Raw genomic sequence first — 16,829 nt, 5'->3', positions numbered from 1 at the left:
TGTTGACATGCCGGAGAACGCGCTGCCAGCATGGCTTCCCGTGACCACGACCGGCCTGCTTCCCGGGGGTCCGTACTTCGACGACCTGGCCGTCGGGCAGGTGTTCGACGCCGCGCCGTCGGTGACGCTCACGGCGGGCGCCGCGGCCGTGCACCAGGCCATCGTCGGGGATCGATTGCGGTTGCCGCTCGACGCCGCGCTCAGCCACGCCGTCACCGGAGCACCCGCCGCGCTGGCCCATCCGGGTTACGTCTGCGACGTGGCGATCGGGCAGTCGACGATCGTCACGCAGCGCGTCACGGCCAACCTGTTCTATCGCGGCCTGGTGTTCCACCGCTTCCCGGTACTTGGTGACACCCTGTTCACCCGTACCGAAGTGGTTGCGCTGAAACAGAACTCCCCCAAGCCGGGGCGGCCGCGCACCGGGCTGGCGGCGTTGCGGATGACGACGATCGACCAGGCCGACCGCCTGGTGCTCGACTTCCACCGCTGCGCCATGCTGCCGCTGTCCGACGGCGTCGCCGATACCGGCCACGGCGACGACCTCGACGGGGTGGGGGCCGTGGTCGCGGCGCCCGACCCGACCCGCGACTGGGACGCCGACGTGTTCCGGACCCGGGTGCCCGGGCCCCACTTCGACGCGGCGCTGGCGGGCACGGTGCTCCGCAGCACCGCCGACGTGGTGACCAGCGCGCCGGAACTGGCCCGTCTCACGACCAACATCGCTGCGACGCATCATGATTGGCGCGTCGGCGGCCGACGGCTGGTCTACGGCGGCCACACCATCGGCCTCGCGCTCGCGCAGGCCACCCGCGTGCTGCCGAATCTCGCCACGGTGCTGGGCTGGACGTCGTGCGCGCACACCGGGCCGGTGTACGAGGGCGACACCCTGAGTAGCGAGATCCACGTGGAGGCCGCCCGCCCGCTCGACGGCGGACGCGGCGGCGTCCTCGACCTGCGGTCAGTGGTGCACGCGGTCGCCGAGGGCGGCGAGCCGGACCGTCCGGTGCTGGACTGGAGATTCACCGCCCTCTGGTTCTGAGCACCGGGGATGATGGCGGGGTGACCGACGACGCCGCAGCGTGGCGCGCCAGCGGGCTGGCCTGGCTGACCGGGCTGCCCGACGGCGCTGCGGACGTGTCCCGCGCCGCCGTGCTCGCCCGGGCCGACGCGGTGACCGCCCGGTGGTCGGCGCTGACCGGCACCGCGGCGTCCGCCTCCGAACTGCTCACCGGCCGGGCCGGGCTGCTGGGGCTGACCCGCCGCGGCCGGGTGTCCGCCGGCGGCGCCACCCGCCTGCTGCGCGCCACCGATGGCTGGTGGGCTTTGACGTTGTCGCGGCCGGACGACGTCGCCGCGGTCCCGGCGCTGGTCGAGACCGACCACGCGACGGACGATTCGTGGGCCGACGTCGCCCGATGGGCCGCGGGCACGACGGTCACCGACGCCGTCGCCCGGGCCCGGCTGCTCGACCTGCCCTGCGCCGCACTGGGAGAGGCGGCGCCCGCCGCTCCCGTCGTGCGGGCGGCCGGGGAGCGGCACGCACCGTGCCGACCGGTTGGGCTGCTCGTCGTCGACCTCTCCTCGATGTGGGCGGGCCCGTCCTGCGCGCAGCTGCTCCGCCGCGCCGGGGCCACGGTCGTCAAGGTGGAGAGCCCCGGGAGGCCGGACGGCACCCGGCGCGGACCGCGCGCGGTGTTCGACTGGCTGAATCATGGAAAACTCTGCTGCACCGCGTCATTCGACGACGTCGACGCGATGCGGGCTCTGCTGTCCGCCGCGGACGTGGTGGTCGAGTCGTCCAAGCCGTCGGCACTGCGCCGCCGCGGCCTGGGCCCCGACGACGTGGCCGGCCGGCCGGGCCGGGTCTGGGTGACGATCACCGGCCACGCGGCCGAGGGGAGGGTGGCGTTCGGCGACGACGCCGCGGTCGCCGCCGGACTGGTCGGCCGCAGCGCCGCCGGCCCGGTCTTCTGCGCCGACGCGATCGCCGATCCGCTCACCGGGCTGCACGCGGCGGTGGCGGTCGCCGAGTCGCTGCACCGCGGTGGCGGCGAGGAGATCCGCGTGGCGATGTCCGCCGTCGCCGCGACGTACGCCGCGTTGCCGGAGACCGCCGACGACGGCCGCGCCGATGCGCGCCCGCCCGTGCCGCCGCCACCGGCGCCGCCCGCGTCGGCGCTCGACGGCGACTGGTCCGCCGTGCGCCGGCTGCTCGACGAACGGCGTTGCCCAACATGCTGATTCAGCGTGCGACCCTGCTGGACGGTCGCGTCGTCGACGTCCGGGTGGACGGCCGCATCGTCGCGGTGGCCGACCACCTTTCGCCCACACCGGGCGAGGACGTCCTCGACGCCGCGCACCGCACGCTGATCCCGGGCCTGCACGACCACCACGTGCACCTGCACTCGGCGGCCGCGGCGCTGACTTCGGTGGCGGTCGGCCCGCGCGACGTCGCCGGGCCCGACGACCTGCGCCGCGTGCTGGCCGCGGCGGCGCCCGGGCCCGACGGGTGGATCCGTGCCGTCGGCTACCACGAGGCGGTCGCGGGCCCGCTGCACCGCGACGACGTGGACGCGGTGCGTGCGGACGTCCCGGTGCGGGTGCAGCACCGCACCGGCGTGCTGTGGACGCTGAACTCCGCCGGGCTGGCGGCCGTCGGGCTGCCCGGCCACCCGGACGGCCGGCTGCGCAGCGCCGACCGCGCCTGGACCGCCGCCCTGGCGCGGCGCGACCTCGGGCTGGCCGAGGTGAGCCGCCGCCTCGCACGGCACGGGGTCACCGGCGTCACCGACGCGACCCCGGACCTCGGGGTCGCCGACGTCGTCGCGCTCGCCGAGGCGCACCGGCGCGGTGAGCTGCTGCAGCGGGTGTACTGCCTGGCGCCGGGCAAGCGGATCCTGCACGACGACGGCCTGGACCTCGACGAGCTGACCGCCTGGGTGTCGGCCCGCCACGCGGCCGGCGGCACGGTGGCCGTGCACTGCGTGACGGCGCCTCAGCTGGTGGTCACCCTCGCTGCGCTGCGCGCGGCGGGTCCGGTGCCGGGCGATCGCATCGAACACGCCGCCGTCGTCCCCGACGATTGCCTCGCCGACATCGCCGACCTGGGCGTCGTGGTTGCGACGCAACCCAACTTCGTCGCCGAGCGCGGCGATCAGTACCTGGCCGACGTCCCCGCCGCCGAACTCCGCGACCTGTGGCGGCTGCGTTCGCTGCTCGACGCCGGCGTCGCGGTGACGCTGTCCACCGACCTGCCCTTCGGCGACCCCGACCCGTGGGCGGCGATGCGTGCCGCGGTACGGAGGACCACCCCGTCGGGTGCGGTGCTCGGCGCGGCGGAAACCGTGCCGGCGAGCGTCGCACTGCGCCTCTTCCACGGCGACGCGGAACACCCGAACCACCCGCGGACGGTCGAGGCGGGTCAGCCGGCGGACCTGGCTCTCCTGGACGGCGGGCCCGACGAGGTGCTGGCCGACCTCAGCGGGGAACGGGTCGCGGCGACGCTCGTCGAGGGCCGGCTCGCGTACGACCGCCTGTGAGTTCTGGGTATCTGGGAATGAACCCAGCGATGCCGACCTTGCTGCTGCCATGGAGCACTTCACCTTCGGCCGCACCAACGGCCTACGCGTATCCGAGCTGGCGCTGGGCGCCGGCAACTTCGGCACCCGGTGGGGTTACGGGGCCGAGCCCGAGGCGGCTCGCGCCATCCTCGACCGCTTCGCCGAGGCGGGCGGCACGTTCCTCGATACCGCCGCGAGCTACCAGGCCGGCGAGTCCGAGGAGATCCTCGGCCGGCTGCTGACCGGGAGGCGCGACCAGTTCACGCTCGCCACCAAGTACGCCGTCGGCGGCACGGCCGAGGGCAGCGGCCCGCTGCAGACCGGCAATGGCCGCCGGGCGATGGTCCGCTCGGTGGAGAACAGCCTGCGCCGCCTCGACACCGATTACGTCGACCTGCTGTGGGTGCACTGGCCGGACTTCGTCACGCCGGTCGAGGAGATCGTCCGCGCGTTCGACGACTTGGTGCGCTCGGGCAAGGTGCTCTACGCCGGCCTGTCGAACTTCCCCGCGTGGCTCACCGCCCGCGGCCAGACGATCGCCGAACTGCGCGGGTGGGCGCCCATCGCGGCCGTGCAGATCGAGTACAGCCTGGTCGAGCGCAGCGCCGACCGGGACAACCTGCCGATGGCCGAGGCGCTCGGCATCGGTGCGGCGCTGTGGTCCCCGCTCGGCGGCGGCCTGCTCACCGGGAAGTACCGCAGCGGCGGCGAGGGCAGGCTCACCGAGTGGAACCGCGTCGTGCACACCGAGGACGGGCCGGCGAAGGCCGCGGTGGTCGACGCCGTGCTCGCCGCCGCCGACGACATCGGGGTCCCCGCGGCGCGCGTCGCGGTGGCGTGGCTGCTGGAGCGTGCCCGCCGCTCACCGACCGGCGTGGTCCCGATCATCGGGCCGCGCACGCTCGCCCAACTCGACGACTACCTCGCGGCCCGCGAGGTGGACCTCGGTGAGCACTATCAGCGGCTCGACGACATGAGCCGCATCCCGCTGGGGCAGCCGCACGAGCAGATCGAAGAGATGGGTGGCGTCGCGCTCGGCGGCGACGGGTTCAGGCGCCGGCCGTTTCCCGTGGCGTAGCGGTATCCGACGCGAAGCGGCGCCGTAGGAACTCCACCTCGCAGGCGATGAAGTCCCGCGTCACCGTGGCCTTGGGCGCCAGCCCGTCGAAGCCGTGGAAGGCGCCCGGCACCACCTCCACGTCGCACTCCACTCCCGCGGCGCGCAGCCGTTCGGCGTAGGCGAGGTCCTCGTCGTGGAACAAGTCGAAGGTGCCGACGCCGATCCATGCCGGCGGGAGCCCGGCGAGGTCGGTGCGGCGCGCCGGGACGGCGACGTCGGGGTCGGCGCCGCCGAGGTAGGACGCCCAGCCGAACACGTTGGCCGACTGCGTCCACAGCCGGTGGTTGGGGTGGTCGAGCCCGGGCCGGTGAGCGGAACGGTCGTCGAGCATCGGGTAGACCAGCAGCTGCGCCATGACGTCGACCTCGCCGCGGTCGCGCGCCATGAACGCCAGCGCGGCGGCCAGCCCGCCGCCCGCGCTCGCGCCGCCGATGGCCACCCGCGTCGGGTCGACGGCGGGCAGCGTCGCCAGCCAGGTGAGCGCTTCGTGGCAGTCCTCGAGTGCGGCGGGGTACGGGTTCTCCGGCGCGAGGCGGTACCGGACGGCCGCGACCGTGACGCCCAGTTCGCGCGCGAAGCGGCGGCACAGCAGGTCGTCCTGGCCGGGGCTGCCGATGACGTAGCCGCCGCCGTGGATCCACAGCAGGCCGGGGCCCGGCGCAGCGCCGGGGTGCGGGCGGTGCAGGCGGACGCCGACGCCGGAACTCAGCGTCAGCACGTCCACGTCGGCGGGCGTCTTGCGGGCCATCAACTTCGACATGCGCCGGACCGTCGGCAGCGTCCGTCGGGTGATGACGGTGCGGGGGACGTAGCGGGCGGCGCGGCGCAGTTCGGGATGGAAGTCGTCCACGCCGTCGAACATACGTCGGCTCAGTCGCGGTCGGTGAGCGTTGCCGCGAATGGCGGTTGGCGGCTCGGGGGTCGGGCTGGGGCTTGGGGCGTCGGTGGCTGTCGGGAGTGTGGTCGCCGGGTCGGTCGTCAGACGGCGGCGTTGGCCTCGGTGGCTTCCCACATGAGGACGGCGAGGTGCTGCCAGTAGACCCAGTCGGCGATGGCGGCGCGTTGGGCGGCGGCGTCCGCGGCGACGTGGGCGCGATGCAGGGCCAGTTCCTGTGCGTGCTCGGCGTAGGCGACGAAGGCTCGGAGGTGGACGCCGGCGCGCTCCGGGAAGGTGACCATGAGCGGCTTGATGAGTTCGAACCAGAGGGCGTTCGACTTGTCGACGGGTGCGTTGGTATCGGCGGGGGCCGGTGGGAGCAGGTCCGTGAGCGCGGCGTCGGGCACGGCGGCGAGGCGGGCGGCGGCTTGCGGGGAGATGACCTCGAGTCGGGTGCGGCCGTCCATCGCGCCGGTGGTGGGGATGTCGTCGGGGCGCAGAACGATCTTGGCGGCGCCGGGGTCGAAGCTGGCGAATTGTTCTTCGGTGGCGATGACGGCGCGCAGCGTGTGGCCGTGGGCTCGGGCCCAGCCCTGGATGGCGAGGATGGGGTAGGTCGCCCAGGTGGCGCGGTCGGCGGGGGTGACGGTTTCGTCGGCGGTGGCCATGGCGACCTGTGGGGGCAGGCGAACGCCGTCGGGGATGTAGCCCAGGCCGTAGCTGTTGGCGACGACGATCGCCCCGTCGGTGGTCAGGCCGGTGACCCAGTAGAAGCCGAAGTCGCTGACGCCGATGTTGAGGGCCGCGGCGATGCGGCGAGCGAGAATGAGCGCGGTGTTGCCGGTGGTGCCCTTGCGGCCGGCGCCGCCGGATGCTGCCGAGGCGATGGCGTCGCGTTCCAGACGCGCGGCCGAGACGGGCACCGGTGCCGCGCCGACGGCGGCGTCGGTCTTGCCGGTCGACGCGGCGTGCACGCCCGGACCGCCCGCGCCGGTCGCCGTGGCGGGGGTGGCGATGGGCCCGCCGCCGGGAGCAGTGGGCGCCGCGGGTGACGGGGTGGCCGGTGGTGCCAGCGGCATGGCGGGTGGTGGGGTGTTGACCGGTGGGGCGGCGGCGGGCATGCCGCCGCCGGTCCCGCCCATGGCGCCGCCGCCGGCGTGGCCCGCGCTGCCCGCGTTGGCATGGGCTGCCGTGTTCGCCGCCGGCGTTGCCGCGGACGGGTCGGCCGGCATGGCCGGTTGGGTCACCGGGGGCAGCGGCGTCGACGCTGCCGGGACGGTCGGCTGTTGGGCCGTCGCAACGGGATTCGCGTTCTGCATGGCCTTCGCCAGGTCGTTGCCGCCCCCGGCGCCGGTTGCCTTGCCGGGCTCGGCGCCGGACGATGCCGATTGTTGGGCTTCCTTGCTTGCGCCGGAGGCTTGGGAGGGCTTGGTGTCTGACGGGGATGAAAGCTGGGCGCTTGCACCAGAGCTGGCGCTCTGTCCGCTTGGCGCCGTGACCCCGCCAGCGGCTGGGGCGGACTGGCCGCTTGGGCTTACAGATGCGACGGGTCCGGCCGGGCTGCTCGCACTCGGCATGAAGGGTGCGGTCCCGCCGTCACGACTGTGAGGCAGCGCCCACGTCGGAGGCGGCATTCTTTGTGTGGATCGTTGCCCGCCACCCCGCTCATTTGACTGCGCTGCGCTGGCTACTGGCGGACCTTCATGCTGGGATGAAGGTCCGCGTTCAGGCCTCGCTTCTTGTCGACCGTCGGCCGAATTCGAGAACGTCGCTAGCGGAGTTTTGTTGTCCTTTGGCGTCTCCGAGAATCGGTCATGTGTGGCAGACGACGAGGTTCCTGGCGCGACTTCAGTGCCCCGCGCATCTTGTTTGATGGTCGACATCCGTGTTTGCGGCGCGCCTGAGGATGAATTGCTTTGCGAAGCGGATGCTTCATTCCCTACACCGCCCGTGCGCAGAAAGGTCGGTATTGCGGGCGCGTTGAATTGGGCGCCGACTTCAATGGCGGATGCTGCTGCAGCCACCATGTGGCTGTTCGCTTCAAGCGCAGCGTCGACGATTGCTTGTATATCCGACGATCGTTGATCCTCATCCTCGTACTCAGCGGCCAATGTCACGTCAATGGCGGCTTGGGCTTGATTGCATATAGCAATTATGGCGCTCTTGGCGGTGACGATGGACTGATTCGCGAGACGGTGAAAATTCGCGGCTTTAAGCGTCGCAGACGCCTGAGCCTCCATTTCCGCGATCGAGGTGAGTACACGTCCCCGAGCGGCTACGGCCGCGGATCCGGACCACGTCCGCTCGTCGAAGATCGAGGTCCGCGCCATATTCCATTTCTCGAGCGCTGCGTCGATTGATAAGCGGAGGCGGTCAAAGAGTTGCCCCCTCGCTTCAAGGTCGTCCTCATTCACCTCGGGCCAGGCCTTCGGCGGAACGGTCATGTCACCCTTCCGTCCGTCAGTCGGCCTTTGTAGGCTCATTAAGTGCTCGCGGCTTCGCAAGCGGACGTGACAATATTCCCGAAGCGGAACGCCGATGCCACAAGAAAGCTGTCGGAGGGCACATAGGCCGCACCCGATGTAACGTAAGCTTGAAGGTATAGTGAAGCGGCGCTTGAGAAGTCTTTTAGAACCGGATTAGCGCTTCGCTGACCGAGCGAGTAAATATCTTTGGCGTAAGCGGAGAGTTTTGGAAGCGTTGATTCTTGCAATGCTCGTCGCTCCGGCGTCCATTGAGCGGCGGCAACATCGGATGCTGCCGCTTGCCATTCGCCGGTTGCATTATTGAACGAATCGTTTTGTGCTAACCATTCGCTGCAGATTTGATTTCCCTCAAGCAAGAAGCGAGAAGGGCTGGCAAGATCCTCGGGCGTGGCGGTCGCGTCAGGCGGAGGCAGGGCATCAACGTTAAGCATCCGGTCTGTTGCGCCGTACTGAATGACGTCACACACCGACATCAACGCGCGCCCCGCGTTCACATTCGTTGAGGCGAGGAAGTTGTTAGAAGGGGTATAAGTGTCGATCGTCTCGGCGTAGGCGCGCCCATAAGCGATGAACTGCTCATAGAGTTCACGCATCACGCGATGGGGGGTCCGCTTTGCGAGCGGTAGCACCTGTTCCGCACCGTTTCGCATCGCTTGAGCTACGCCGGACATCATCGTCCGCTGGTCTTCGGTCCAGGTCGCCGCTGGACCGATGGTCTGACGTATCTCGTTCCAACCGTTCGATTCAGTCGATGCCAAAGCGTTGTTGATAGCTGTATACGCTTCGCACGTCGGCTCTTCAGTAATAATCGACACCGGCCCCGTGTCATTCGCGCTCGCAAAGTCCGAAGCGTTCCCCGACGTCGGCGGTGAGGACGGGTTCCCCCCGTCACTCCGCGTGAAGAGCAGTGTCGCGCCGATGGTTACGCCGATGACCAGCAGCACCGCGATGGCGACGAGTAGCCACTTGATCGCACCGCCGCCTTTCGGCGGGGGAGGCGGCGGCGGTTGTTGCGGCCAATGTGCCTGCGGCGCATAGGGCTGCTGACCGGCATATGGCTGCTGACCCGTGGGCGGTCCGTATTGCGGTTGCCCGGGGGTCGGTCCCGGCGGCTGATTGGGCCAACCACCAGGAGGCGGCGGCATGTTCATGCCATCACCCCGCCGCCGGTCAGTGCCCTCATATCCGTACTCCCGTGGTCTTGAGTCCGCACATGGCGGAGTTTACCGAGCAGGCCCCGACCAGCATACGACGCAATTCGAAACGTGAAATGCGGCAATTTGACTGCTTCTGTCCGCAACCGACGCCCCTGGTTCACGCCGCTGAATTTTCGTCCTTGCGACCAGCAAAGCGATTAGCCGATCAGCGCTACTGACTCGCGGCGAGGGACACTCGCTAGTCGTGTCATGAGACCACGGCTGCGGCGAGGGCAACGCCTGCAGCCGCTCGCCGTGGGGATGAACGTCGTCTCGGCTGCGGCCGTCGATCTTGGCGGCGCCGGGGTCGAAGCTGGCGAATTGTTCTTCGGTGGCGATGACGGCGCGCAGCGTGTGGCCGTGGGCTCGGGCCCAGCCCTGGATGGCGAGGATGGGGTAGGTCGCCCAGGTGGCGCGGTCGGCGGGGGTGACGGTTTCGTCGGCGGTGGCCATGGCGACCTGTGGGGGCAGGCGAACGCCGTCGGGGATGTAGCCCAGGCCGTAGCTGTTGGCGACGACGATCGCCCCGTCGGTGGTCAGGCCGGTGACCCAGTAGAAGCCGAAGTCGCTGACGCCGATGTTGAGGGCCGCGGCGATGCGGCGAGCGAGGATGAGCGCGGTGTTGCCGGTGGTGCCCTTGCGGCCGGCGCCGCCGGATGCTGCCGAGGCGATGGCGTCGCGTTCCAGGCGCGCGGCCGAGACGGGCACCGGTGCAGCGCCGACGGCGGCGTCGGTCTTGCCGGTCGACGCGGCGTGCACGCCCGCACCGCCCGCGCCGGTCGGGACGGCGGGAAGAAGGCTTGGGTGTCGCACGCGTAGACCGCGCCGCCCCTTCTGGACGATCATCGTTAGGAAAAGACGGTCCAGCGGGACCGAACCTGGGCGTCTTTGACCGCACAAGTGCGGCGTGGGACTCGGCCTGTGCAGACTTGCAAGTCTCTGACGATTCATGAACGAAGCGGACAAAGCGGAAGTATCGATGGGTGCTTCGAGCGCGGAGCGTAAGCGCCGCAAAGAATTATGGCGCCACGCGTTGCCAAGTGAGTAAGCAGCGGCTTCGAGTTGCGGCGAGTTGTCTAGACCGATCAATTCACTGGTCCAGGCTTCCTCGTTGCTCTTAGGGCAGTGCGGGACGAATCGTCATCCGCCTCTGTGCACATCAGTAGGACGTTCGATAGTGGCGGCCACTTAGCCGCTAGTCGCGCGGCAACTCTCCGTGATCACATTGCTCACTCGAAGTCCTGCACTGGAGAGCCAACTGTCGGCTTCTGTATAAGTAGGACTCGCCGCCACGTACGCTCGAATATACAGAGCGGAGAGAAAACCTAAGTCAGTAAGTACCGAATTCCCACTGCTGGCGGCGACACCTTCGATGTCATTCGCATAATTCTGCAGTAACTCAACGGCAGATTCTTGAATGTTGCGCTCGAGCGGCGTCCATTCGGTCGCTGACTTACCAGTGTCCAGCCGCGACCAATCGGATAGTTCTTCGTCGAGTCGCTGTTCGCCCGTAATCCATCTCGCACAGTTTGGGTCCGCCTCGCTTACGAACCGATCGACTGTTCCATAGGCGGCGGGTTGCGACAGATCCGGCGTCTCGGCAGCGGCACCAATGTTTATCGAGCGACCGGACGATCCGTTATCGATTGTTGTGCATATAGCTGCGAGCGCATTACCAATGGCAACGTTGGCTGTTGCGAGCTCGTTGTCTGATGGCCTGTACGTCGGGACGCTCAATGCGTATGCGTCCGCGTACGCTCGAAACTGACCATAGAGTTCCCGAATTACACGGTGCGGCGTACGATCGTATAAATCACTCATCTGCTGCGATGCGTTGGACATAGCCGTCGTCACGTCGTCGACGAGCATATTTTGATCTGGTGTCCACTCGTCCTTGCGCCCGAGTTGCGCGCGGATATCGCCCCACCCTTGGCCCTGAGTCCGAGCGATGCTGTCATTGATCGTCATGTAACGATCGCACGTCGGCTCCTCCGTAATGATCGACACCGGCCCCGTGTCATTGGCGCTCGCAAGGTCCGAAGCGTTCCCCGACGTCGGCGGTGAGGACGGGCCACCCCCGTCGCTACGCGTGAAGAGCAGTGTCGCGCTGATCGTTACGCCGATGACCAGCAGCACCGCGATGGCTACCAGCAGCCACTTGATGGCGCCGCCGCCTTTCTGCGGGGGAGGCGGCGTCGGTTGTTGCGGCCAATGTGCCTGCGGCGCATAGGGCTGCTGACCGGCATATGGCTGGTGACCCGTGAGCGGTCCGTACTGCGGTTGCCTGGGAGGTTCGTCGGGCCAGCCACTCGAAGGCGGAACGGTCATGCGCGTGAACCTCCGGCCCGCGCTACCGACGACACGGACCAATTCACCACCGCTGCTCCTCGCCCTCGGCGGTGATCTCGGCGACCAGCGAGTCGATGCGCTCGCGGTCGGCCTCGATCGACTCCGCGGCCTCGGCGGTGGCCTTCTGCAGCGCCTCGTTCAGCCGGCTCTCGACGACCTCGGCGCCCAGCCGCAGCACCCCGTCCTCCAGGTAGACATCGGTGAGCCAGCTGTGCCCGTTGAGCGTCACCTCGACGGTGCGGGTCTCGTCCATCGCGGTGAACGTCTGCTGGTTCATCTTCGCCAACTGGTCGTCCATCACTGATTGCAGCAGCTGCGCCTGCCGCAGCACGGCCGCCACTTGCGGATGCATGTCCTCGGTCACTGCTTGTCCTTGCCTTCGACCGATTCACGGCGCCGCGGCCGGTTGCCGATCACGGCCTCCGTCCACGGCCTGTCCTCCTCGTACAGCGTCTCGTCCGGCGACACTCCCGGTGACCGCTTCTTCTCCTGGCCACCCTGGTTCTGGCCCGCCCCGTGCATCGGCGCCATGCCTCCCATTCCGCCCATCATTCCGCCGCCCGGCGCGGCGCCACCGACACCTGGTCCAGCCGCGGCTCCTCCGGCCTGACCCGGCGCCGGCCCCACGGACACGCTGCCGACGTTCGGCTGCAGCGGCATCGGACCGGCGCCACCACCGCCGCCGCCGGAGCCGCCACCCGACCCGCCGCCGCCACCGGCCGAGGCCGGGTTCAGCTCAGGATCGTCGAGCTGGGGCAGGTCGGTCGGCGGGCCACCGCCGAGATCCGGCAGACCGGGCAGGCCGCCCATGCCGCCACCGGATCCGCCGCCCGCAGGAGCGCCACCGCCACCGGCCGGTGCACCGCCACCGGCGGGCGACCCACCACCCGCGGGAGCGCCACCACCCGAGGGCTGTCCACCCGTCGCGGCGGCCGGCGACACGGGCACGTCGCCGGCGGGACTCGGTGGCACGGCGGACGCGGCCGGCTGCTGCGAACCACCGCCGCCACCGGCACCGCTGCCGGATCCGCCTCCCGCGGCGGTCTGGCCGCCGCCCGCCGACGTCTTCTTCTTTCGCGCGATCTCGTCGTCGTCCCGCGGACGCTTGTTCTTGGTCATCTTGTCGCGCGTCGAAGCCGGCGGCGTCGGCGTGCAGATCGGCGGCTTGGGCGGCTCGATCGGCTTCATCACCGCCTTGCCCGCGTATTGGCCGAGGATGTGCTCGGATTCGGCCTGCAGCGCCTGCCGGTACTGCATCAGCGTCCTCCGCTGGGTGGCATCGGTCGACGACATGATGCGCGCGTCGAGTTCCGCGACGTCGGCGAGTTTCGGATGCGCGTCCTTCGCGCTGCGATGCACCGCGGCGAGGTCCCCGGCTTGGCCGGCCAGCTCGCGGGCCGCCGCCGCCATTTCGCCGAGCCAGTCACGATGACGCTGCAGGGCGGCGAAGGCCGCCTCGGCCGCCCCGCCGTCCCACGTCATCCCGGCCGGGTCGAAGTGGGCCGACCGCGCCTCGAGCGCGGCAGCGTAGGTCTCCCAATTCGATTTGAACGTCTCCAACGAGGCTGCCTGGTCCGGCATCTCGATCTCCGCGGCCGCCTGTTCGAGCATCACCATGGGCGCCGCATGGCACTGGTACGCCGGGTCCGCGGGCAGCGGTATCGACGGCGTCGTGGGCGGCGCCGGCTGCACCGGCGGGATCCCCGGCGCGGTCTCGCCGTGATCGATTGCGGCGCCGGCCTGTTCGTCGATCTGCCGATAGGCGACCGCGGCGGAGCGGAACGTTTCCGCCAGCCGCGTCGCCTCCGCCTGCCCGGATGCGGCGTAGCCGACGAGCATCGCGGCCGACTTGTTGAGTTCTGCCACGGCGTCGACCGCGACCTGCAGCGCGCACGGCGGCAACGGCTGACCCGGCGCCGCCGGCGGCGGCTCGCTGATCTGGGCTGCCTTCGCGTCCAGCTCCGCAGGATCGACCTTCACGTCCCCCGACATCCGTCCTCCTCGATGTCCCTACTGCTCCAGCACCATTTGGTAGCGGCTCTCCTCGCGCGGGTTGATCAGCCGGATCGGCAGCTGGCGGTGGCGTGGAGTGTCGATGAAATTGTGACGCAACACGACTCGGCCGACACCGGTGTGCGGACCCAGGTAGGTCGTGGCCTTGGGCCAGCCGATCTTGGCGGTCCGTCCGACACGCGCGTTGATCAGCGCCGCGAACTCGCGGAACTGCGGCCCCAGCGTCACCAGCGCACCGGCCGCCGCAGAGCGGATCACGAACTGCGTGAACAACTGCGCATCGCCGAGGTTGATGCTCACGTCGACGTCGTCGAAGGGCATGTACACCGGATACCGGTCGGCGGTCTCGCCGATCAACACCCCCGCGGAGCCGATGGGCAGCTCGTAGTGCCGGTCGGTGACGGGGCTCTGCCCGAGCAGCGCCGCACGCTGGCCGCCGTAGAGGCACGAAAACCCGCGCGGCGTCGACGGATTGGCGAGGGTGGTCAGCAGTACCGTGGTGGTGGGCGCCGCGCCCGGCCGTACCCGGACGCGGGTGATGGTGTGGTCGGCCCGCGCGGACCACCACACGTTGGGCCCGCCGGGTGCCGTGTACGCCGCGGTGAAGGTGCTGCGCCCCTTGATCGACGACCAGCTCTCGCGCTCGAAGCTCACCTCGGTCGACTTGTCGAAGTCGTCGAAGCTGCGGCTGCACCGCGCGTCGACGCCGTTGCTCGCCAGCTGGTCGGCGATCCGCGTGGTCGACGACACCAGGTAGCGGGCCAAGCCGGCGACGCCGATCTCCCTGCGCAACGCGGACTTTCGCGTCTCCTCGGGCAGTGCCCGCAGCATGATCCACGTGCGGCGGTTCGCCGGTGCCGGGTACGGGCCCACCACCTGCTCGTACAGCGCCACCAGGCTGGCCGGTGCGGTGCGGCCGACGCGGTGGCCGGACGACACGATGTCGGCCTCGAGGTCCGGACAGTGCGCGGTGATCAGCCGTTCGACGAGCCGGGTGTCCACGACGTCGTCGGTGAAGGCCTCGCCGCCGACGATGACCGTCGGGGTGAAGGGCCGCGGCACCAGCTCGATCACCGACACCAGATGCTCGCCCTGCCAGCGCACGGCGACGTGGTCGCCGGGCATGACGGTCGATCCGACGGCGGGCTCGGACGGCGCCGCCGGCGCGGCGCGATGCCGTCTGCGCCAGGAGAAGATCGCGACGATCCAGCCGGTGAACCGGCGGCCCCGCACCGTCAGCACCGCCGCGATGGCGATGAGCACCGCGAGCGTGATGCCCAGCCACAGCAGGTCGAGCTGGCGGAACAGCAGGATCAGCGCCGGGATGAGGACGGCCGCCCACAGCAGGTGACCCGTGGTGGCCCGGAACCCGAACTGCCCGAGGAACTCCTTCATCGGCGCCTCAGCGCACGGCGGGCCAGGGCGCCGATGCCAAGCGCGGCGGCCACGCTGACACCCGCGATCACCACCAGGGTGATCGGTCCGCGGTCGGGCGGCGGCACGTACACCGGCGGCGGCAGCTGCTTGACCTGATACGGCACGCCTTGCGGGCCGTCGGGGACGTCCCACGTCAGCGCGGCGACGGGATCGATCACGCCGGCGCCGACGTAGTTGTCCACGCCGCCGCCCGGATGCCGTGCGGTGGCGGTGATCCGGTTCATCACCTGTGCCGGGGTCAGCTCGGGGTAGCGCTGCTTCACCATGGCCGCCAGCCCGGACACGAAGGCGGCCGCGAACGACGTACCGTTGATCGGGATGAGCCCGTCCTGGCCGGCGAGCGCATTGACCGGGTTGCCGTCGTACCCGAGTGCGGTGATGTTCTCCGCGGGCGCGGCGGCGCCCACCCAGGGGCCCGACATCGAGAAGGTGCTCGGCTGGCCGTTCTCGCCGATGCCGCCGACCGTGAGGACCAGCGGCGAGTACCAGGCGGGCGACACGATGGTCTGCACCTGTTGCCAGCCCCGCGGGTCCGCGGGCAGTGCGGGGTTCGGCGGTGGGTTCTGGCTGCAGTCCTGGCCGGTGTTGCCCGCGGCGACGATGATCACGGCGCCCTTGACGTTGACGGCGTATTCGATGGCCGCGCCGAGCATCGACTCGTCGATGCGCCGGGTGACCTTGTAGCAGGCGGCCTCGCTGATGTTGATGACCTGCGCCCCCATGTTGGCGGCGTGCAGGATCGCCCGGGCCAGGCTGCGCAGCGAGCCCGCCGTTGGCGTGGAGTTCGGGTTGTTCGGATCCGACCGCGCGCCGACGGGCTGGAAGTTGTCCGAGGTCTGGCGCAGCGACAGGATGCGCGCATCCGGCGCGACGCCGATGAAGCCGTCGGTGGGTGATCCGCGCCCCGCGATGACGGCGGCGGTCAGCGTGCCGTGCGAGTCGCAGTCGGACATGCCGTTGCCGGCCTTGTCGACGAAGTCGCCGCCGGGTTCGGCGGGCACCCGTGGGGATCCGTTCACGCCGGTGTCGATGACGGCCACAGTTACCCCGGCGCCCGTTGCGAACTTCTGCGCGTCGGCGATCCGCAGGTAGGCGTTGGCCCACGGCTTGTCGGCGAAGTTCGAGTTCGGGAAGACCATCGGCGCGGAGCACTCGCGGCGCTGTTCGGTCGGCTGGTCGGGGCCCGTCTCGTCGGGTGGGAGCGCGGCGCGATCGATGACGGGCGGCTCGATGGCCGCGGCGGGCGGCGCGCTCAGGGCGGCGAGGCCGGCCACCGCGACGACCACGGCGGCACGCCGCAGAACGCTGTGCAACGCTCGGCCCATCATGTGCTGTCCCGGCCCTGGCAAACTCCGAACCGGCCGTTGCCTGGCGTGCTCCATCACGTCATGCCCCCGAACCCATTGCACTCGGTCATCTTAAGGGGGCGTGAGCGGCCTCGGTTCCGCTTCTTGGGATGCGCGAAACCCGCCCGACCTGCACGCGGCGGGTCGGACGGGTCTGCGGTCAGCTAACGAGTGTCAGGCGTCGAGGTCCTTCTGCACGAGTTCGACGACGGTGTTCAGGGCGGCCTCGTCGTCGGAGGTGACGGTCACCTGGGCGGCGTTGCCGGCGCCGAGGGTCATGATCATCAGCGCCGAGCCGGCGTCCACCGGCTCACCGCCGTCCATGGACAGGGTGACCTCCGCGCCGGAAGCGGCGACGGCTTCGGCGATGATCGCGGCGGGGCGGGCGTGCAGTCCGACGGCGGAGCCGACGATGACGGTCTTGCTGGGCATGGCTGTGTCT

14 protein-coding genes are annotated in these 16,829 nt (G+C 70.2%); 4 read left to right on the top strand and 10 right to left on the bottom strand.

Annotation, left to right across the window (positions count from 1 at the left end; genetic code table 11):
• Nucleotides 1–7: 7 nt before the first annotated feature.
• From FZ046_RS05710 to FZ046_RS05695, 4 genes are read left to right on the top strand one after another with little or no spacing between them, the layout of a single operon-like run.
• Entirely contained in the window at nucleotides 8–1,042 is a 1,035-nt protein-coding gene (locus tag FZ046_RS05710) for a MaoC family dehydratase (RefSeq protein ID WP_070356185.1), read from the top strand.
• Nucleotides 1,043–1,062: 20 nt separating this feature from the next.
• On the top strand, nucleotides 1,063–2,244 hold the full coding sequence (locus tag FZ046_RS05705; RefSeq protein ID WP_149484210.1) for a CoA transferase: 1,182 nt from the start codon (nucleotides 1,063–1,065) through the stop codon (nucleotides 2,242–2,244).
• Complete coding sequence (locus tag FZ046_RS05700) at nucleotides 2,238–3,542, top strand: amidohydrolase family protein (protein WP_149484209.1); 1,305 nt, start codon at nucleotides 2,238–2,240, stop codon at nucleotides 3,540–3,542. Before FZ046_RS05705 ends, FZ046_RS05700 begins: the two co-directional genes overlap by 7 nt.
• 49 nt (nucleotides 3,543–3,591) lie before the next feature.
• Complete coding sequence (locus FZ046_RS05695; protein WP_070356076.1) at nucleotides 3,592–4,641, top strand: aldo/keto reductase; 1,050 nt, start codon at nucleotides 3,592–3,594, stop codon at nucleotides 4,639–4,641.
• On the opposite strand, the gene FZ046_RS05690 is transcribed toward FZ046_RS05695, so the two are convergent.
• From FZ046_RS05690 to FZ046_RS05640, 10 genes are all read right to left on the bottom strand, one after another.
• On the bottom strand, nucleotides 4,613–5,545 hold the full coding sequence (locus FZ046_RS05690) for an alpha/beta hydrolase (protein WP_070356077.1): 933 nt from the start codon (nucleotides 5,543–5,545) through the stop codon (nucleotides 4,613–4,615). The two genes, FZ046_RS05695 and FZ046_RS05690, sit on opposite strands and share 29 nt — an antisense overlap.
• A 116-nt stretch (nucleotides 5,546–5,661) precedes the next feature.
• The gene (locus FZ046_RS05685; protein WP_149484208.1) at nucleotides 5,662–6,879 is read right to left on the bottom strand and encodes an EspK C-terminal domain-containing protein; all 1,218 of its coding nucleotides are present in this window, start codon (nucleotides 6,877–6,879) and stop codon (nucleotides 5,662–5,664) included.
• Between the two features lie 1,163 nt (nucleotides 6,880–8,042).
• The gene (locus FZ046_RS05680; protein ID WP_170292395.1) at nucleotides 8,043–9,197 is read right to left on the bottom strand and encodes an ESX-1 system-associated protein; all 1,155 of its coding nucleotides are present in this window, start codon (nucleotides 9,195–9,197) and stop codon (nucleotides 8,043–8,045) included.
• A gap of 72 nt (nucleotides 9,198–9,269) precedes the next feature.
• Nucleotides 9,270–10,088 (bottom strand): EspK C-terminal domain-containing protein, encoded by an 819-nt coding sequence (locus tag FZ046_RS28275; protein WP_149484206.1) that lies wholly within the window; start codon nucleotides 10,086–10,088, stop codon nucleotides 9,270–9,272.
• Nucleotides 10,089–10,430: 342 nt separating this feature from the next.
• Nucleotides 10,431–11,570, bottom strand: coding sequence for an ESX-1 system-associated protein (locus FZ046_RS05665; RefSeq protein WP_125939848.1), 1,140 nt, complete (start codon nucleotides 11,568–11,570; stop codon nucleotides 10,431–10,433).
• 43 nt (nucleotides 11,571–11,613) lie between these two features.
• Nucleotides 11,614–11,955: a YbaB/EbfC family nucleoid-associated protein gene (locus FZ046_RS05660; RefSeq protein ID WP_176749672.1), complete on the bottom strand. Its 342-nt coding sequence runs from the start codon at nucleotides 11,953–11,955 to the stop codon at nucleotides 11,614–11,616.
• Complete coding sequence (locus FZ046_RS28125) at nucleotides 11,952–13,583, bottom strand: PPE domain-containing protein (RefSeq protein WP_070356079.1); 1,632 nt, start codon at nucleotides 13,581–13,583, stop codon at nucleotides 11,952–11,954. The genes FZ046_RS05660 and FZ046_RS28125 overlap by 4 nt, the downstream gene beginning before the upstream one ends.
• Before the next feature lie 18 nt (nucleotides 13,584–13,601).
• Nucleotides 13,602–14,999 (bottom strand): type VII secretion protein EccE, encoded by a 1,398-nt coding sequence (gene eccE / locus FZ046_RS05650; RefSeq protein ID WP_070356080.1) that lies wholly within the window; start codon nucleotides 14,997–14,999, stop codon nucleotides 13,602–13,604.
• Nucleotides 14,996–16,342 (bottom strand): type VII secretion-associated serine protease mycosin, encoded by a 1,347-nt coding sequence (mycP, locus tag FZ046_RS05645; protein WP_070356087.1) that lies wholly within the window; start codon nucleotides 16,340–16,342, stop codon nucleotides 14,996–14,998. Before mycP ends, eccE begins: the two co-directional genes overlap by 4 nt.
• 219 nt (nucleotides 16,343–16,561) lie before the next feature.
• Nucleotides 16,562–16,819, bottom strand: a complete 258-nt coding sequence (locus FZ046_RS05640) for an HPr family phosphocarrier protein (RefSeq protein ID WP_070356081.1) — start codon at nucleotides 16,817–16,819, stop codon at nucleotides 16,562–16,564.
• Nucleotides 16,820–16,829: the final 10 nt, after the last annotated feature.

The sequence above is a fragment of the Mycolicibacterium grossiae genome, assembly GCF_008329645.1.
In the GTDB taxonomy this organism is placed as follows: Bacteria; Actinomycetota; Actinomycetes; order Mycobacteriales; family Mycobacteriaceae; genus Mycobacterium; species Mycobacterium grossiae.
Note: the sequence above shows the minus strand (reverse complement) of the source record. Positions and strands in the feature narration are given on the sequence as shown.

Excerpts from the sequence above, each read along its gene's own strand:
- FZ046_RS05710 (WP_070356185.1), top strand. The coding sequence starts at position 8 with ATGCCGGAGAACGCGCTGCCAGCATGGCTTCCCGTGACCACGACCGGC.
- FZ046_RS05700 (WP_149484209.1), top strand. The coding sequence starts at position 2,238 with ATGCTGATTCAGCGTGCGACCCTGCTGGACGGTCGCGTCGTCGACGTC.
- FZ046_RS05695 (WP_070356076.1), top strand. The coding sequence starts at position 3,592 with ATGGAGCACTTCACCTTCGGCCGCACCAACGGCCTACGCGTATCCGAG.
- FZ046_RS05690 (WP_070356077.1), bottom strand. The coding sequence starts at position 5,545 with ATGTTCGACGGCGTGGACGACTTCCATCCCGAACTGCGCCGCGCCGCC.
- FZ046_RS05685 (WP_149484208.1), bottom strand. The coding sequence starts at position 6,879 with ATGCAGAACGCGAATCCCGTTGCGACGGCCCAACAGCCGACCGTCCCG.
- FZ046_RS05680 (WP_170292395.1), bottom strand. The coding sequence starts at position 9,197 with ATGAACATGCCGCCGCCTCCTGGTGGTTGGCCCAATCAGCCGCCGGGA.
- FZ046_RS28275 (WP_149484206.1), bottom strand. The coding sequence starts at position 10,088 with ATGATCGTCCAGAAGGGGCGGCGCGGTCTACGCGTGCGACACCCAAGC.
- FZ046_RS05665 (WP_125939848.1), bottom strand. The coding sequence starts at position 11,570 with ATGACCGTTCCGCCTTCGAGTGGCTGGCCCGACGAACCTCCCAGGCAA.
- FZ046_RS28125 (WP_070356079.1), bottom strand. The coding sequence starts at position 13,583 with ATGTCGGGGGACGTGAAGGTCGATCCTGCGGAGCTGGACGCGAAGGCA.
- eccE (WP_070356080.1), bottom strand. The coding sequence starts at position 14,999 with ATGAAGGAGTTCCTCGGGCAGTTCGGGTTCCGGGCCACCACGGGTCAC.
- FZ046_RS05640 (WP_070356081.1), bottom strand. The coding sequence starts at position 16,819 with ATGCCCAGCAAGACCGTCATCGTCGGCTCCGCCGTCGGACTGCACGCC.